At 71.9% G+C, this 17059-nt stretch carries 10 protein-coding genes; 7 read left to right on the top strand and 3 right to left on the bottom strand.

Annotation, left to right across the window (positions count from 1 at the left end; genetic code table 11):
- Positions 1–23: 23 nt before the first annotated feature.
- Together N8I87_RS06855 and N8I87_RS06850 are read left to right on the top strand one after the other, a co-directional pair.
- Positions 24–902, top strand: a complete 879-nt coding sequence (locus tag N8I87_RS06855; RefSeq protein WP_263206440.1) for a hypothetical protein — start codon at positions 24–26, stop codon at positions 900–902.
- A 94-nt stretch (positions 903–996) separates the two neighbouring features.
- Positions 997–5694 carry a hypothetical protein gene (locus N8I87_RS06850; protein WP_263206438.1) on the top strand — a complete coding sequence of 1566 codons (4698 nt, stop codon included), beginning with the start codon at positions 997–999 and terminating at the stop codon, positions 5692–5694.
- Between the two features lie 58 nt (positions 5695–5752).
- On the opposite strand, the gene N8I87_RS06845 is transcribed toward N8I87_RS06850, so the two are convergent.
- On the bottom strand, positions 5753–6286 hold the full coding sequence (locus N8I87_RS06845) for a hypothetical protein (RefSeq protein WP_263216333.1): 534 nt from the start codon (positions 6284–6286) through the stop codon (positions 5753–5755).
- Positions 6287–6708: 422 nt separating this feature from the next.
- Between N8I87_RS06845 and N8I87_RS06840 the strand changes: the two genes are divergently transcribed.
- The 5 genes from N8I87_RS06840 to N8I87_RS06820 are packed head-to-tail and all read left to right on the top strand — an operon-like array spanning position 6709 to position 14595.
- Complete coding sequence (locus N8I87_RS06840) at positions 6709–9531, top strand: sensor histidine kinase (protein WP_263206436.1); 2823 nt, start codon at positions 6709–6711, stop codon at positions 9529–9531.
- The gene (locus N8I87_RS06835; protein ID WP_263206435.1) at positions 9528–9962 is read left to right on the top strand and encodes a roadblock/LC7 domain-containing protein; all 435 of its coding nucleotides are present in this window, start codon (positions 9528–9530) and stop codon (positions 9960–9962) included. The genes N8I87_RS06840 and N8I87_RS06835 overlap by 4 nt, the downstream gene beginning before the upstream one ends.
- A 9-nt stretch (positions 9963–9971) precedes the next feature.
- Positions 9972–10367 (top strand): DUF742 domain-containing protein, encoded by a 396-nt coding sequence (locus tag N8I87_RS06830; RefSeq protein WP_263206433.1) that lies wholly within the window; start codon positions 9972–9974, stop codon positions 10365–10367.
- A gap of 24 nt (positions 10368–10391) precedes the next feature.
- Positions 10392–14009: a hydantoinase B/oxoprolinase family protein gene (locus tag N8I87_RS06825; RefSeq protein ID WP_263206431.1), complete on the top strand. Its 3618-nt coding sequence runs from the start codon at positions 10392–10394 to the stop codon at positions 14007–14009.
- Complete coding sequence (locus N8I87_RS06820; protein WP_263206429.1) at positions 13990–14595, top strand: GTP-binding protein; 606 nt, start codon at positions 13990–13992, stop codon at positions 14593–14595. Before N8I87_RS06825 ends, N8I87_RS06820 begins: the two co-directional genes overlap by 20 nt.
- Before the next feature lie 60 nt (positions 14596–14655).
- On the opposite strand, the gene glpK is transcribed toward N8I87_RS06820, so the two are convergent.
- Positions 14656–16179 (bottom strand): glycerol kinase GlpK, encoded by a 1524-nt coding sequence (gene glpK, locus N8I87_RS06815; protein WP_263206428.1) that lies wholly within the window; start codon positions 16177–16179, stop codon positions 14656–14658.
- Between the two features lie 21 nt (positions 16180–16200).
- Complete coding sequence (locus tag N8I87_RS06810) at positions 16201–16938, bottom strand: MIP/aquaporin family protein (RefSeq protein ID WP_263206426.1); 738 nt, start codon at positions 16936–16938, stop codon at positions 16201–16203.
- Positions 16939–17059: the final 121 nt, after the last annotated feature.

Below are 17059 nucleotides of genomic sequence, written 5' to 3'. Positions count from 1 at the left end.
GAGAGCGACAAGGAGCTGGAGCCGTGACCGAGCACGTCGACTGGAGCGAGCCCGAGCCTGCCGCCGCGCCGGGCCACCACGCCGTCACGCCCGCCGACGCCGCCGACGCGGCCCGGCTCGTCGCCTTCGGACTCCAGCCCAAGCTGCAGCCCGCGCGCGACCAGGAGTACACCGAACTGCTGCGCCGGTACCGCGAGGACCCGCCGTTCGCGCGGCTCGCGGACGCCGTCGCCGCCGGGCTCGGACTGGTCGTACTGGAAGTGTCCCCGCGCGCGGGGATGGCCGTGACGGCCGCCGAGGACTCGGTGTTCGCCGTGCGCATGGGCGACTACGCGCGTCGAGCGTCCGCCGACTCCGCGGACCGGTTCCTGCACGGCCTCGCCCATCTCGCCGTCGCCGCCCTGGCGTTCCCGCGGCCCGAGGACCTCGCCGACGACGGCTACATCGGCCGGATCACCGTCAACGGCGTCGACGCCTTCGTCCGGCAGGCCTGCCGGCGCCTCGAGGAGCGCGCCGACGAGCGGGGCGAGAACACCGACCCGGCCACCGACGCGCCCGGCCTGGAGACCGCCTGGCGGATCTGGGCCAGACGCAGCGCGGCCGGCGCCACCAAGGACGCCCGTCGGCTGGCCGGTTCGACCACCGGCATCGTCGGCAAGGCGGCCGCGTTCCTCACCGACTCCGGGTTCCTGCAGCGCACGGGCGACGACAACGGCGGCACCTACCGCACGACGGCCCGCTACCAGCTCCAGGTGCGCGACATGGCAGGCAGCGCCGCGCTGGCCGAACTCCTCGACCTGGGCGTCGTCCCGGTCACCGACGGCACCGCGAGCCTGCTGCCCGCCGAGAACACCGAGGATCTGGAACTGGTGGCCGAGGCCGGGCTGCCGTTCCACTCCTGAGGCTCCGGCAGCACCCGAAGCCGCCGCGGCTTCCGAAGCCGCCGAAGCATCCGAACCACCGCACCCTTCCGAAGAATGACGACGAGAGTCCGCCATGTACGAGCTGTCCCGGGTCCGCCTCTACTCCATCGGGCCCGCCGGTGCGCGCTACGCCGACACCGTGCTTGACCTGCGGGGCGTGGGCGAGCCGGTGCCCGACCCCGCCCCGACGCAGGCGGAGTTCTTCGAGGAGGAGCCCGTCGGCCCACCGCGCCGGCCCGCCCCCGCCGGCGTGCTCTTCCTGGAGAACGGCGGCGGCAAGTCGGTCCTGCTCAAGCTGATCTTCTCGGTGATGCTGCCGGGTCACCGCAACACCCTCGGCGGCGCCAGTTCCGGCGTGCTGCGCAAGTTCCTGCTCGCCGACGACTGCGGACACGTGGCACTGGAGTGGCAGCACACCCTCACAGGCGAGTGCGTCGTGGTCGGCAAGGTCAGCGAATGGCGCGGGCGGCAGGTCTCCAACGACCCCCGGAAGTTCGCCGAGGCCTGGTACTCCTTCCGCCCCGGCCCGGGACTCAGCCTCGACAACCTCCCCGTCGCCGAGTCCACGGCCGTACGTCCGCCCGTCGAGGGCGCCTCCGGCGCGCAGGGCCGCCGCCGCACGATGAAGGGCTTCCGCGACGCCATCACCGAGGCCGGGAAGGCGTACCCGCACCTGGAGGTGCACTGGGAGGAGATCCACGACCGCTGGATCGAGCACCTCGGCGACCTCGGCCTCGACCCCGAACTCTTCCGCTACCAGCGGGAGATGAACGCCGACGAGGGCGAGGCGGCCGGTCTCTTCGCGGTGAAGAAGGACTCCGACTTCACCGACCTGCTGCTGCGCGCGGTCACCGACACCCGTGACACCGACGGGCTCGCCGATCTGGTCGGCGGCTTCGGCAGCAAATTGGGCCGGCGGGCCGAGCTGATCGCCGAGCGGGACTTCACCGCCGGGTCGGTCGATCTGCTCGGGCGGATCGTCGAGGCCGCGCAGGCGCGCGCACGCGCGCGTGACATCCACGCGGGAGCCGAGCGCCGTACGCGCACGCTCGCGCGGCGGCTGTCCGCGCGCGGCGTGCGGGAGCGGGTGCGCGCCGCCGACCTCGCCCAGCGGGTCACGGCCGCCGCTTACGCCGTCACGCACTCCGAGGGCGCCCGGGAGCGCAGTGCGCTGATCGCCGCCGAACTCGCCTACCGGCACGCCTCGTTGGCGCTGGCCGCCGGAGAGAAGGCCGCCGCCGCACAGAAGCGCGAGCTCGCCGACGCGCGCACGCTGCACTCCGCCTGGCAGGCCGCCGAGGTCGTGCTGCGCCACCGCGCCGCCGCCGACCGCGTCGCCCGCGTGGCCGCCGCCATCCAGGAGGCCGAACGGGACGCGGCGCCCGCGCTCGCCGCCCGGGCCAAGGCCGCCGTGGATCTCGTACGGGCCCTGCACGCGGCCGCCGAGAGCGCCGAGGCCCTCGCCAACGAGGGGGAGGAGCGTTCCGCCGCCCTCCAAGAGGTCGGCGAGTCCGCGTACCGCGACTCGACCGCCGCCGCCACGGAGGCACAGCGCGCCCGCAGCGAGGCCGGACATCTGCGCCAGCGCCTGACCGAGGTCGAGCAGGAGACCGCCGAGGCGGTGCGGGCGGGCTGGCTCGACGACAGCGCGCCCGACGCCGACCCGGCCCGCGCCGCCCTCGCGGCCAGCGACGCCGAGAAGGCGGCCGTCGCCGCCTGGGACACGGCCCGCGAGGCCGCCCGGAAGGCGACGGAGCACGCGCGCGAAGCGGCTTCCGCGGAGGCCCGCGCGGAGCTGACGGCGGCCCGCGCATCGGATGCGGCCACGGCGGCGGAGCGGGCGTACGACGCCGAGCGCCGTCTCGCCGAGACGCTGGCGGGGGAGGAGCGGCTCGGCGAACTCCTGAGCCTGCCGGGAGCCTTCGGGGGCGCGCGGGCCGGGGTGCCCGGTCCGCGGGCCGGAGCCGACGACGTCACGGCGCGGGGCGGGGGCGCGGCCACCGGCTCGTCCCCCGAGGCCGACGGCTTCCGTGCCACCCGCGACCTCGACGAAGGCCCCATGACCCCGGAGGACCTGGACCGCTTCGCGGACGAACTGCGCGAACTCCTCGACGTCACCGTCTCCTCCGCCGAACGCCAGCTCTTCGATCTGCGCACCGCCGCGGCGGACGACGCCCGGATCCTCGGCGCGCTCGGTGACGGCGGACTGCTGCCGCCCGGCCCCGACGTGCTGGCCACCGTCGAGTTCCTGGGCGAGCACGGCATCCCCGCGCTGCCCGGCTGGCGCTATCTCGCCCAGGCCGTCGACCCGGCCGACCACGCGCGTGTGCTCGCCGCCCGTCCGGAGCTGGTCGACGGCGTGATCATCACCGACCCGGACACGCACGCGCGTGCCCGTGAGGCGCTCAGTGACGCGGCGCTGCTGCCGCGCTCCGCCGTGGCCGTGGGTACGGCGGCCGCCCTGCTGGCTCCCACCCCGGCCGCCGACTCGACCGTCGGCGATGTGTTCCTCGTACCACCGAACCCGGCCATGCACGACGAGCACGCCGCCGACGAGGAGCGGCAGGCGCTGCGCGCGCGGGCGACCGAGCGGGACGAGGAGATCCGGACGCTGGCCGCCCGGCTCGGCAAGGACCGGGAGCTGGCGGCCCGTCTGGCCTCGTGGCGTACGGGCTGTCCGGCCGGGCGGCTTGTGGAGCTGGCACAGGCCGCGCGCACCTCGCGCGCGTTCGCCGAGGAGTCCGAGGCCGAACTGGCCGAGGCACGGACCGTGCACGCCGAGGCCGACGAGGCCGCCGCCGAGGCGGCGCACGCCCGCGACGAGCGACAGGAGGCCGCCCAGAAGGCCCGGCGGGCCGCCGACGCCCTCGCCGGACTCGCCTTCCGGCTGCGCGAGCGCTCCGGCTGGCAGGTCACCATGCGTGAACTCGCCGACGAGGCCGCCGAGTCCGAGGCCCGCGCCCAGACCTGCCTGGAGCGGGCCCGCGCCGCCGACGAGGACCGACGTGCCGCGCAGCGCGCCGCCGACGACGCCCGGCGCACCGCGCGTGCGCTGCGCGCCGAGCGCTCCGAGATCGCCGGCGCCCCCGACGACGTTCCCCAGGACGACGCGGAGGGGCCCAAGACCCCCCTGCCCGCGCTACGTGAGGCCTACCGGGCCGCCTCCCAGGTGTACGAGAAGGTCGGTGTCGGTGCCGACCTGCGCGCCGAACAGGCCCGGGCCGAGAGCGACGAGAGCGCGGCCCACGCCGAACTGGACCGGCTCAGCAACAAGGTCCGTACCCGCGCCGAGCAACTGCTTCAGTCGCCCGACGGATCCGACGGCCCCTCCCGGCAGGCCGCCGCCGCGCGCGCGGAGGAGCTGGTGCAGCTCCTGGAGACCCGTATGTCGACCGCGAGCGAGCAGCTAGGACGGCTGCGCGGCGAGTCCGAGCGGCATGCCCCGGAGGACAGCGAGGCGCACACCGAGCTGCCCGAGGAGTTGCTCCCGCGCGACGCCGAGCACGCACAGGCGCTGCTGCGCACCACCACCGCGGAACTCACCTCCCGCACCGAGGCGTTGGCCCAGGCACGCGAGGCGCACGCCGAACTGCTGGAGGCCCACCGGGCCGCCGAGGACGCGGCCGGTGGCTTCGACGAGATCGCCGCGATGCTCCGCGATCTGCTGCGCGAGCACACCGTGGAGGAGGAGCAGGACGAGCCGGAGCCGTATCCCGGAAGGCTGGAGGAGGCCCGTCAGTCGGCTGCCGAGGCCCGCCGCTCGCTGCGCGGCTGCGCCGCCGACCTGTCCGCCGCCGAGACCTCCGTGCGCGAGGCCGGCGACGTCCTGGTCCGGCACGCCAACTCCACCCGTTACGAGCAGGTCCGCACCCCCGCCCGTCAGCAGATCCGCGAGCTTCCGGCCTCTGCGCTGCCCGAACACGCCCAGAAGTGGGCGGATGCCTTCGCACCCCGCCTCCGCGTCCTCACGGACGAGCTGGCGCAGCTGGAGCGCAACAGGGACTCGATCGTGGACCGGCTGCGGGGGCTCGTCGAGTCGGCCCTCGCCACGCTGCGGTCCGCACAGCGGCTGTCCCGGCTGCCCGAGGGACTGGGCGAGTGGTCCGGCCAGGAGTTCCTGCGCATCCGCTTCGAGGAGCCCGACCATGCGACGCTGACCGAGCGGCTGGGCGAGGTCATCGACGAGGCCACGCGCGCCGCGGTGAAGAAGAACTCCGACCTGCGCCGCGACGGCATGTCCCTGCTGCTGCGCGGTGTCGCCGCGGCACTCCAGCCCAAGGGGGTCGCGGTCGAGATCCTCAAGCCAGACGCCGTGCTGCGCGCCGAGCGCGTCCCCGTCGGCCAGATGGGAGACGTGTTCTCCGGCGGCCAGCTGCTCACCGCCGCCATCGCCCTGTACTGCACCATGGCGGCGCTCAGGAGCAACGACCGGGGCCGGGACAAGCACCGTCACGCCGGCACGCTGTTCCTGGACAACCCCATCGGACGCGCCAACGCCACGTATCTGCTGGAGCTCCAGCGGGCGGTGTCGGATGCGCTCGGTGTCCAGCTCCTCTACACCACAGGCCTGTTCGACACGACCGCACTGGCCGAGTTCCCGCTGGTCATCCGGCTGCGCAACGACGCCGACCTGCGGGCCGGTCTCAAGTACATCAGCGTGGAGGAACACCTCCGCCCGGGTCTGCCGCAGCCGCCCCGGGCGGAGGAGGCGGTGCACAGCGAGATCACGGCGACGCGCATGTTCAAACGACCGGCCTCCGCGACCCCCTGAACGGGGTCACCTGGAAGCTGTCCTTCGGGCTCGCCCCTCAGCGTTGCACTCGGCTTCCTCAGGGGTGTGACAACTGCCCGGTGCCGCCCCGGCGCCGTATCCGCTCCCGTTCCCGCTCGTCGGCCCGTGCCTGCCGCCGGGCGGCGCGCCGCTCACGCCGCAGCGTGCGTGCCGTGCTGCTCGGCTCCGACACCACGCCGTTGCGCTGGTTCCACACCTGGCGGGTCACCCAGATGTCGACCACGCCCCAGGTGGCGACCACGGTGCTGGCCACGCTGCTGATCACCATCGGGAACGCCAGCCAGGACCCGGCCATCGTGCACAGGAACGCCACCATGGCCTGAATCAGTGTCACGGAGATGATGAGCACCGCGCGCACAGCCGAGGTCCGCACCGGATCGGGCATCCGGCGCCGCCGCGCCGGCTCCTCTATCCACAACGGCCGGTAACGCGGCTGCGGTTGCGCCTCGGTGTACTCCGTATCGTGCCGCTGCGACGGAATGTCGGGATCCAGTGCCTTCGGCCCCCGCCGCGCCGTCGAGCGCGCCTTCACACCGTCCTCGGGCGCCTCGCGCCGCTCCGCCGTGCCCATCACCGTGTCACTCCCCACCGCCGGCAGACCGCTCGCTTCGGTGTTCCACAACACCGACTCCCCAGTGGCTGCCCGGCTTGCGCTGTTTTACGCCGCCGAGTTGCGTGATGCGACTCCTGTGGCCGATTCCGCATCCATTTCCCGTAGATATGGACGCACGACATGCCGAGAAGATTCCCAACTGGGGAAAAATTCCGGCCAACCGGGACGCCCGTCCTGCCCGGTTCGCGCCTGACGCCACGTCCGGAATCGGGGTGGCAATCTCCCGCAATGCCCGGACAACTCGCCATGTCCCGTCCACGATACGGAGGATCGGCTTCCGGACACGTCTTCGAGTTGGCAGCGTGACGGTAGTAGGCTCGCGCCGTTTGTTGACGCACATGTGTACCCCCACACCGGAGGGGGTCGAGCTGGGGGAGGACATGCGCTTTCGCGGGAAGTCGATCCGCCGGAAGATCGTGGCGCTGCTTCTCGTGCCGCTGGTGTCCCTGACCGCCATCTGGGGCTTCGCGACGGTACTCACAGGACGGGAAGCCACTCAGCTGTTCCGCGTCTCCGACATCATGGAACGCATCGGCTATCCCACCGAGGACACCGCCCGTGTCCTGCAGCAGGAACGCCGCCAGACCCTGGTCTACCTCGCCGACCCCAGGGCCTCCGACGCCCTCTTGGCCCTGCGCCGCACCCGGACGGCCACCGACAAGGCCCTCGCCAAGATCCGGAGGAACGCCAAGGACTCCGACGTCCGCGGAGCCATGGACGGCGACGACAGCGATCGTGTCACCGCCGTCCTCGACGCCTTCGACAGCATCGACTCCCTCAGGCGCAGCGTCGAGGAGGGCACGGTGACCCGCGCCCAGGCCCTCGACCGCTACAACCGGATCGTCGACCCCTGCTTCTCCCTCCTGGCGAACCTCGACGGCATCGACGACGTCGAGATGGACAAAGAGGCCCGCGCACTCGTCAACATCACCCGTGCCCGCGAACTCCTCTCCCGCGAGGACGCGTTGCTCGGCTCCGCCCTGGTGGTCGGAAAACTCTCCCGCGACGAGACCCGCGACATCTCCGACCTCGTCGCCCAGCGCACCCTGCTGTACGACATCAGCCTGCCGATGCTCCCCGCCGCCGAGCGCGACCGCTACGAGCGCTTCTGGAAGAACGCCACCACCGCGCCGCTGCGCGCGGCCGAGCAGGACGCCATCGCCACCGGGTCCGGCACACCGCGTGACGTCAGTGCCCAGACCTGGGACAGCACCGCGGGCAATGTGCTCGACGAACTGCGCACCCTCGACGACCAGGCCGGCGACCGCCACCAGAGCCGAACCCGTCCCGTGGCCGTGGGCGTGATCGTCCAGGCGCTCGTCGCCGGGCTCCTCGGTCTGATCGCCCTCCTGGTCTCCGTCGTCCTGTCCATACGCGTCGGCCGCGGCCTCATCAAGGACCTGCGGCAGCTGCGCCTGGAGGCGCACGAGGCGTCCGGCGTCCGGCTGCCCAGCGTGATGCGCCGGCTGTCCGCGGGCGAACAGGTCGACGTCGAGACCGAGGTTCCCCGCCTGGAGTACGACAAGAACGAGATCGGCGAGGTCGGCCAGGCCCTCAACACCCTCCAGCGCGCGGCCGTCGAGGCCGCCGTCAAACAGGCCGAACTGCGCTCCGGCGTCTCCGAGGTCTTCGTGAACCTCGCCCGTCGCAGTCAGGTGCTGCTGCACAAGCAGCTCACCCTGCTCGACACGATGGAGCGCAGGACCGAGGACACCGACGAACTCGCCGACCTCTTCCGCCTCGACCACCTCACCACCCGTATGCGCCGACACGCCGAAGGCCTGGTGATCCTCTCCGGCGCCGCCCCGTCGCGGCAGTGGCGCAAGCCCGTACAGCTGATGGACGTCGTCCGCGCCGCCGTCGCCGAGGTCGAGGACTACGAGCGCATCGAAGTCCGCCGACTGCCGCGGATCGCCGTCACCGGCCCGGCCGTCGCCGACGTCACCCACCTGGTGGCCGAACTCCTGGAGAACGCGACGGTGTTCTCCCCGCCGCACACCGCCGTCCAGGTACTCGGTGAGCGGGTCGCCAACGGCTTCACCCTCGAGATCCACGACCGGGGCCTCGGCATGGCCGCCGAAGCGCTGCTGGACGCCAACCTCCGGCTCGCCGAGACACCCGAGTTCGAACTCTCCGACACCGACCGGCTCGGACTCTTCGTGGTCAGTCGTCTCGCCCAGCGCCAGAACGTCCGCGTCTCGCTGCAGCCGTCTCCCTACGGCGGCACCACGGCGGTCGTCTTCATCCCCGACGCGCTGCTCACCGACGACGTTCCCGACACCAACGGCATCGGCTTCCGCCTCGACCGGGACCGGCCCTCGAAGGGGGCCGAACTGGAGCAGAGCCGCGCCGGCGCGCTGGCCCAGGTACCCGTCCATCTGCCCGCAGTGCCGTCCTCGCTCCTGGACGGTCCGGTGGAGCTGGAGGCGCCCGTCGACCTTGATGCCTTCGACGACTTCCCGGGCGCCCTCGGCGACGAGGACAGCGAACGCGGCGGGATCTTCCGGCCCCGTCGCTCCATCGCCCGCACGGACGACGACGCCCCGGCCCGGCTGGGTGAGCTCCATCAGCGGCCCTCCGACACCACGGACCGGTTCGCGCCCGACGACCGCCCGAGCGGCCCCGTGCCGCTGCCCCGGCGTGGGACGCCCAAGTTGGTCAGCTCGCACGGCATGCCCGTCACCGACCAGCGCTCCCGCCGTGAAGAAGCGGGCGAGGAGGCCCCGACGGGCCCGCGCCGCGTCGAGCCGGACGGCCTGGCCCCGCTGCCGTCCCGCCGCCGCGGCGAGGCATCCCAGCGCCCCGGAGCCGGACTCACCGACCGCGTGGGACCCCCGGCCGCGGGCCACGGCGAACCGTCCGAACCTCCCGCGCTGCCCCGGCGGACCCGGCACCCCGCGATCACCCCCGGCGGCCCGGGCGACACCACCGCGCCCACGGGCAGCACACCCCAGGGCCCCGAACCCGGCACGGGAGCGCTGCCCAAGCGCGTGCGGCAGGCCAACCTGGCCCCGCAGCTGCGACGCGAGCCCGAACCGCGGGGCGGCCGGGAGACCGACCCCGCCGAGCGCGACGCCGACGAGGTACGCAGCCGCATGGCCTCGCTCCAGCGCGGCTGGCAGCGCGGCCGCAAGGAGAACGCCGCGGGCGACGGGGCCCGGAACGGCACAGCACAAGGAACCACTAAGGGGGACGGTCGATGACCGCACCGAAGGCGACCGACCACAGCGCGACGCACCGGATGGAGCTCAACTGGCTCCTCGACGAGCTCGTCGACCGGGTCGCCAGCATCCGCAAAGCCGTCGTCCTCTCCGGCGACGGCCTGGCCACGGGCGTGTCCAAGGACCTGACGAGGGAGGACAGCGAGCACCTGGCCGCCGTCGCCTCGGGATTCCACAGTCTCGCCAAGGGCGTGGGCCGCCACTTCGAGGCGGGCAACGTGCGGCAGACCGTCGTCGAGCTCGACGAGGCGTTCCTGTTCGTGACGGCCGCCGGCGACGGCAGCTGCCTCGCCGTCCTCTCGGACGCGGAGTCCGACGTCGGTCAGGTCGCCTACGAGATGACGCTGCTGGTCAAGCGGGTCGGTGTACATCTGGGCACCGCTCCGCGCACCGATCTGCCCGCCGGTGGGTAGTGGGATGACATGAGTGGAGAGGGTCAGGGAAGAAGCCACTGGTTCGACGACGAGGCCGGACCGGTCGTCCGCCCGTACGCCATGACGCGCGGCCGCACCACCAGTGCGGCCCAGCACCGCCTCGACCTGATCGCGGTGGTCGTCACCGAGCCCCATGCGGACGACCCGGAAGCGGACCGGATGCTGTCCCCGGAACACGTGGACATCGTCGAGCTCTGCCGCCACGCCCCGCAGTCCGTCGCCGAGCTCTCCGCCGAACTCGATCTGCCTGTCGGAGTGGTGCGGGTCCTCGTCGGAGACCTCGTACACGGGGAACTCGTCCATGTGACGCGTCCCGTACCGCCGGCCGAGCTGCCGGACGAGAGTATTCTGCGCGACGTGATCAACGGCCTCCGGGCGCTGTAGCGGGCGCGGAAGCGGAGTAGTGACGTGACAGGCTGGCAGTTCTGGGTCGACCGAGGCGGAACCTTCACCGACATCGTCGCGCGCCGCCCGGACGGCCGGCTGCTCACCAGCAAACTGCTGTCCGACAACCCGACCCGGTACGCCGACGCGGCCGTCGCCGGAGTACGCGCGCTGCTCGACGGCTCCGAGGCGCCCGTCGAGGCCGTCCGCATGGGTACGACGGTCGCCACCAACGCCCTGCTGGAGCGCAAGGGCGAGCGCACCCTCCTCGTCATCACCCGCGGCTTCCGCGACGCCCTGCGCATCGCCTACCAGAACCGCCCCCGCATCTTCGCCCGCCGCATCGAACTGCCGGAGCTGCTCTACGAGCGGGTCGTCGAGGTCGACGAGCGCATCGCCGCCGACGGTACCGTCCTGCGCGCACCCGACCTGGAGGCTCTCGCGGGCCCGCTGCAACAGGCGTACGACGACGGGATCCACGCTGTCGCGGTCGTCTGCATGCACAGCCATCTGCACCCCGGCCACGAACGCGCGATCGGCGAACTCGCCGCCCGCACGGGCTTCCCGCAGATCTCGCTGTCCAGCGAGGTCAGCCCGCTGATGAAACTCGTCCCGCGCGGGGACACCGCCGTCGTCGACGCCTACCTGTCGCCCGGGCTGCGCCGGTACGTCCAGCACGTCGCCGATGAACTCCAGGGCGTGCGGCTGATGTTCATGCAGTCCAACGGCGGGCTCGCGGAGGCCGGACAGTTCCGTGGCAAGGACGCCATCCTGTCCGGGCCGGCCGGTGGCATCGTCGGCATGGCCCGCATGTCGCAGCTCGCCGGATTCGACCGTGTCATCGGCTTCGACATGGGCGGTACCTCCACCGACGTCTCGCACTTCGCGGGAGAGTACGAACGCGTCTTCACCACGCAGATCGCCGGCGTCCGGCTGCGCGCCCCCATGCTGGACATCCACACCGTGGCCGCCGGCGGCGGATCCGTCCTGCACTTCGACGGTTCCCGCTACCGCGTGGGCCCGGACTCGGCGGGCGCGGACCCGGGACCCGCCTGCTACCGAGGCGGCGGCCCGCTCGCCGTCACCGACGCCAACGTCATGCTCGGCCGCATCCAGCCCGCCCACTTTCCCAGGGTGTTCGGCCCCGACGGCGACCAGCCCCTGGACGACGCGCTCGTCCGCGACCGCTTCACCGCCCTCGCGAACGAGATCCGCGAGCGGACCGGGGACGACCGCACCCCGGAGCAGGTCGCCGAGGGCTACCTGCAGATCGCCGTCGCGAACATCGCCAACGCCGTGAAGCGGATCTCCGTCCAGAAGGGCCACGACGTCACCCGCTACGCCCTCACCACCTTCGGTGGTGCGGGCGGTCAGCACGCGTGCATGGTCGCCGACTCCCTGGGCATCCGCACCGTCCTCGTGCCTCCCATGGCCGGTGTCCTCTCCGCGCTCGGCATCGGCCTCGCCGACACCACGGCCATGCGTGAGCAGTCCGTCGAGGCACCCCTGGAGACGACCGCCATGCCGGGCGTCCGGAAGACGGCCGACGACCTGGAGGCCGCCGCCCGCGCCGAACTCCTCGCCGAGGACATTCCCGAGGACCGCATCAGGGTCACCCGTCGTGCCCAGCTCCGCTACGACGGCACGGACACCACCCTCACCGTCGAGCTGACCGAGCCCGACACCATGAGCCACGCCTTCGAAGAACGTCATCGCGCCACGTACTCCTTCACCCTCGACCGCCCGATCGTCGTCGAAGCCCTCTCCGTGGAAGCCACCGGCCTCACCGAACCCCCCGATCTGTCCGCCCTCGCCACCTACGGGGGCCGCACCGACGCCCCCGAGACCGTCCGGCTCCACACCGGCGGCGCCTGGCGCGACGTCCCCCTCCACCGCCGCGAGGATCTGCCCCCCGGCGAAACCGTCACCGGCCCCGCGATCATCACCGAGGCCAGTGCCACGACCGTCGTCGACGACGGCTGGCGGGCCGTGACGACCGACGACGGGCATCTGGTCATGGAACGCACGGCGATTACACAGAGTTCCGATCTCGACACAAAAGCCGATCCCGTTCTCCTCGAGGTCTTCAACAACCTGTTCATGTCCATCGCCGAACAGATGGGCGCCCGGCTGGAGTCCACTGCCCAGTCCGTCAACATCAAGGAACGCCTGGACTTCTCCTGCGCCCTGTTCGACCCGGACGGAAACCTGGTGGCCAACGCGCCCCACATCCCCGTCCACCTGGGCTCGATGGGCACCAGCGTCAAGGAGGTCATCCGGCGCCGCGGCGACTCGATGCGGCCGGGCGACACCTACGCCGTGAACGACCCCTACCACGGCGGCACCCACCTGCCCGACGTCACCGTCATCACACCGGTGTTCGATACGGAGGGTGACGGGATCCTCTTCTACGTCGCCTCCCGCGGCCACCACGCCGAGATCGGCGGCATCGCACCCGGCTCCATGCCCGCGAACAGCCGCACCATCGAGGAGGAGGGCATCCTCTTCGACAACTGGCTGCTCGCCGAGAACGGCCGCTTCCGCGAGGCCGAGACCCTCCGCCTGCTGACCGAGGCGCCGTACCCCTCCCGCAACCCGAAGACCAACCTCGCCGATCTGCGCGCCCAGATCGCCGCCAACCGCAAGGGCGTCGACGAGGTCGCCCGCATGATCGAGGACTTCGGCCTCGACGTCGTCCAGGCCTACATGCGGCACGTCCAGGACAACGCGGAGGAAGCGGTGCGCCGCGTCATCGACGCCCTGGACGACGGCGAGTACGCCTACGAGACCGACTCCGGCGCCGTCATCCGGGTACGCGTGCGCGTGGACCGCGCCAACCGTCGCGCCACGATCGACTTCACGGGTACGTCCGCGCAGCTAGGCACCAACTTCAACGCCCCCTTCTCGGTCGTCAACGCCGCGGTCCTGTACGTCTTCCGCACGCTCGTCGCCGACGACATCCCGCTCAACGACGGCTGCCTGCGCCCCCTGGAGATCGTCGTGCCGTCCGGCTCGATGCTCGCGCCCGAGCCGCCCGCCGCCGTCGTCGCGGGCAACGTCGAGACCTCGCAGGCCATCACCGGCGCGCTCTACGCGGCGCTCGGCCTCCAGGCCGAGGGGTCCGGGACCATGAACAACGTCACCTTCGGCAACGAACGCCACCAGTACTACGAGACCGTCGCCTCCGGATCCGGCGCGGGAGACGGCTTCGCCGGCGCGAGCGTCGTCCAGACCCATATGACCAACTCGCGGCTGACCGACCCGGAAGTCCTGGAGTGGCGGCTGCCCGTGCAACTCGACGAGTTCGCGGTCCGGCGGGGGAGCGGCGGCGCCGGACAGTGGGCCGGCGGGGACGGCGCGGTGCGCCGCATCCGGTTCCACGAACCCATGACCGTCTCCACGCTGTCCCAGCACCGCCGGGTCCCGCCGTACGGCATGGCGGGCGGCGACCCCGGCGGGCTCGGTGCCAACCGGGTGGAGCGGGCCGACGGCACGGTCACCGAACTCGGCGGAGCCGACTCGGCCGACGTCGGCCCGGACGACGTACTCGTCATCGAAACCCCGGGTGGCGGGGGCTACGGCCGGCCGTCACCCGACCCCCATCAAGCAGGAGAAGAGAACGATGATCTTCGGGCGTTCTGAGCGCGGCAAGCCCCCGGTCGAGCCCGTCACGCTCAAGATCCTGGTGGCCGGCGGCTTCGGCGTGGGCAAGACCACCCTCGTCGGCGCGGTCAGCGAGATCAGGCCGCTGCGTACCGAGGAACGGCTCACCGAGGCCGGGCGGCCGGTCGACGACACCAGCGGTGTCGAGGGCAAGCACACCACGACCGTGGCCATGGACTTCGGCCGCATCACGCTGCGCGAGGACCTGGTGCTGTACCTCTTCGGCACGCCGGGGCAGGAGCGGTTCTGGTTCATGTGGGACGAACTGTCCGAGGGCGCGCTGGGCGCCGTCGTACTCGCCGACACCCGGCGCCTGGAGGACTGTTTCGCGGCCGTCGACTACTTCGAGCGGCGCTCCATACCCTTCCTCGTCAGCGTCAACTGCTTCGAGGGAGCCCCCCGCTATCCGGCCGACGACGTCCGCCAGGCCCTCGACCTCGACGACGACGTGCCCCTGGTGCTGTGCGACGCCCGCGACCGCGAGTCGGTCAAGACGGTGCTCATCGGAGTCGTCCAGCACGCGATGGCGTACGCGGCCGACAGCCGCCAGACGGTCACCACCTGACGCGCGGGCACGGCCCGTACCCCCGCCGACCGGGGTACGGGCCGTGGTCCTTTGCGATCCCTACCGGCCGTCGCCGTCCTCCAGCCAGCCGAAGCTCTTCTCCACGGCCTTGCGCCAGTTGTGGTACTCGCGGTCGCGTACCGACGCCTCCATGGCGGGCGTCCACTCCACGTCCTTCTGCCAGTGCGACTTCAGTTCGTCGAGGTCGTTCCACACACCGGTGGCGAGGCCGGCCGCGTACGCGGCGCCCAGACAGGTCGTCTCGGAGACCTTGGGCCGGATCACCGGCACGCCGAGCACATCGGCCTGGTGCTGCATGAGCAGGTTGTTCTTCGTCATGCCGCCGTCGACCTTCAGCGTTGTGATGTGCACGCCGGAGTCCTGGAACATGGCGTCCACGACCTCACGCGTCTGCCAGCTCGTCGCCTCCAGCACCGCGCGCGCGAGATGTGCCTTTGTGACGTACCGGGTCAGGCCGGTGACGACCCCGCGTGCGTCCGAGCGCCAGTAGGGCGCGAACAGGCCCGAGAAGGCGGGCACGATGTAGGCGCCGCCGTTGTCCTCCACGCTCGCCGCCAGCGGCTCGATCTCGTCGGCGGTACGGATGATGCCGAGCTGGTCGCGGAACCACTGGACCAGCGCGCCCGTGATCGCGATGGACCCCTCCAGGCAGTAGACCGGTGCCTCACTGCCGATCTTGTAGCCCATCGTCGTCAGCAGACCGCTCTTCGAGGGCACGGGCCGGCTGCCGGTGTTGAGCAGCAGGAAACTGCCGGTGCCGTAGGTGTTCTTGGCAGTCCCGACGTCGTAGCAGGCCTGCCCGAACACGGCCGCCTGCTGGTCGCCGAGAGCCGACGCGACGGGCACACCGGCGAGTTGTCCGACGGCGGTGCCGTACACCTCGGCCGAGGACCTGATCTCGGGCAGGACGGCCTCGGGCACGTTCATCGCGGTCAGGATGGACGCGTCCCACTGGAGGGTCTCCAGATTCATCAGCATGGTGCGACCGGCGTTCGTCACGTCGGTGACGTGCCGGCCGCCGTCGGTGCCCCCGGTGAGGTTCCAGATCAGCCAGGAGTCGATGGTCCCGAAGGCGATCTCGCCGCGCTCGGCGCGATCCCTGAGCCCCGGTACGTTGTCCAGCAGCCAGGCGGCCTTGGGCCCGGAGAAGTAGCTGGCCAGCGGCAGTCCGGTCTGATCACGGAAGCGGTCCTGGCCGTCCTTGCCGCCGAGTTGGTTGCACAGGGCGGCGGTGCGGGTGTCCTGCCAGACGATCGCGTTGTGCACGGGCTTGCCCGTGGCGCGGTCCCACAGGACCGTCGTCTCGCGCTGGTTGGTGATGCCGAGCGCGCTGAGCTGGTCGGCGCGCAGCCCGGCCTTGGCGAGCGCACCGGCCACGACGGCCTGCACCTTGGACCAGATCTCGGTGGCGTCGTGCTCCACCCAGCCCGGCTTGGGGAAGATCTGGCGGTGTTCACGCTGGTCGACGGCGACGATCGCGCCGCCGTGGTCGAAGATGATGCAGCGGCTCGAGGTGGTGCCCTGGTCGATTGCGGCAACGTACTTCTCGACGGTGTCCGTCATGGCTACCCCTTGGTCGCTGGGTCAGAAAGCTACGTTGTAGACGAGGCCCGCGAGCGCTCCGCCGATCAGCGGGCCGACGACCGGGATCCAGGCGTAACCCCAGTCGGACGTCCCCTTGTTGGGGATCGGCAGGAAGGTGTGCACGATGCGCGGGCCGAGGTCGCGCGTCGGGTTGATGGCATAGCCGGTGGGCCCGCCGAGGGAGAGTCCGATGCCGACGACGAGCAGCGAGACGATGAGCACGGTGGTGCCGGACTCGCCGAGTCCTTTGGTCAGCCCGAACGCGAGGATGGGCAGGACCAGCGACATCGTCGCGATGATCTCCGTGATGAGGTTGGCGGCGGGATTCCGGATCTCCGGGATGGTGGCGAAGATGCCGAGGGTCGGAGTCGGTTCCTCCGAAGAGTCCTCCTTGTGGACGTTCGCCTGGAACTGGGCGAGGTAGACCAGATACGCCAGCACGGCGCCGAGCATCGCGCCGACGAGCTGGCCCAGCAGATACACCCAGACCTTGTCCCACTTGCCGGTGTCCACGGCGATACCGATGGTGACGGCGGGGTTGAGGTGCCCGCCGGACAGGGGAGCGGCGGTGTACGCGCCCGCCAGCACGCCGAATCCCCAGCCGAACGCGATCACGACCCACCCCGAGGCGCGTGCCTTGGAGTATCTGAGGGTGACGGCGGCACAGACCCCGGCACCGAAGAGGATCAGGATGGCGGTACCGATGATCTCGCCGACGAATATGTCTCCATTGCTCATGGCGGCTCCTAGACGCTGGCCGGGTCGACCCCGGTGGTCCGAGCAGGAACGGTTCCCTTGGCTACTTCAGCCGAGAGCGAGGAGGGTCCCGCGCCCCGCCCGGCGTCCGTGACGAGCGTGC

It is taken from the genome of Streptomyces sp. HUAS 15-9 (assembly GCF_025642155.1).
GTDB lineage: Bacteria > Actinomycetota > Actinomycetes > Streptomycetales > Streptomycetaceae > Streptomyces.
This window is presented reverse-complemented; position numbering and strand designations above follow the sequence as displayed.

Bases quoted from the DNA above. Each gene is read 5' to 3' on its own strand.
- N8I87_RS06845 (WP_263216333.1), bottom strand. From the start codon at position 6,286: ATGGGCACGGCGGAGCGGCGCGAGGCGCCCGAGGACGGTGTGAAGGCG.
- N8I87_RS06840 (WP_263206436.1), top strand. From the start codon at position 6,709: ATGCGCTTTCGCGGGAAGTCGATCCGCCGGAAGATCGTGGCGCTGCTT.
- N8I87_RS06820 (WP_263206429.1), top strand. From the start codon at position 13,990: ATGATCTTCGGGCGTTCTGAGCGCGGCAAGCCCCCGGTCGAGCCCGTC.
- N8I87_RS06810 (WP_263206426.1), bottom strand. From the start codon at position 16,938: ATGAGCAATGGAGACATATTCGTCGGCGAGATCATCGGTACCGCCATC.
- N8I87_RS06835 (WP_263206435.1), top strand. From the start codon at position 9,528: ATGACCGCACCGAAGGCGACCGACCACAGCGCGACGCACCGGATGGAG.
- N8I87_RS06830 (WP_263206433.1), top strand. From the start codon at position 9,972: ATGAGTGGAGAGGGTCAGGGAAGAAGCCACTGGTTCGACGACGAGGCC.
- N8I87_RS06850 (WP_263206438.1), top strand. From the start codon at position 997: ATGTACGAGCTGTCCCGGGTCCGCCTCTACTCCATCGGGCCCGCCGGT.
- glpK (WP_263206428.1), bottom strand. From the start codon at position 16,179: ATGACGGACACCGTCGAGAAGTACGTTGCCGCAATCGACCAGGGCACC.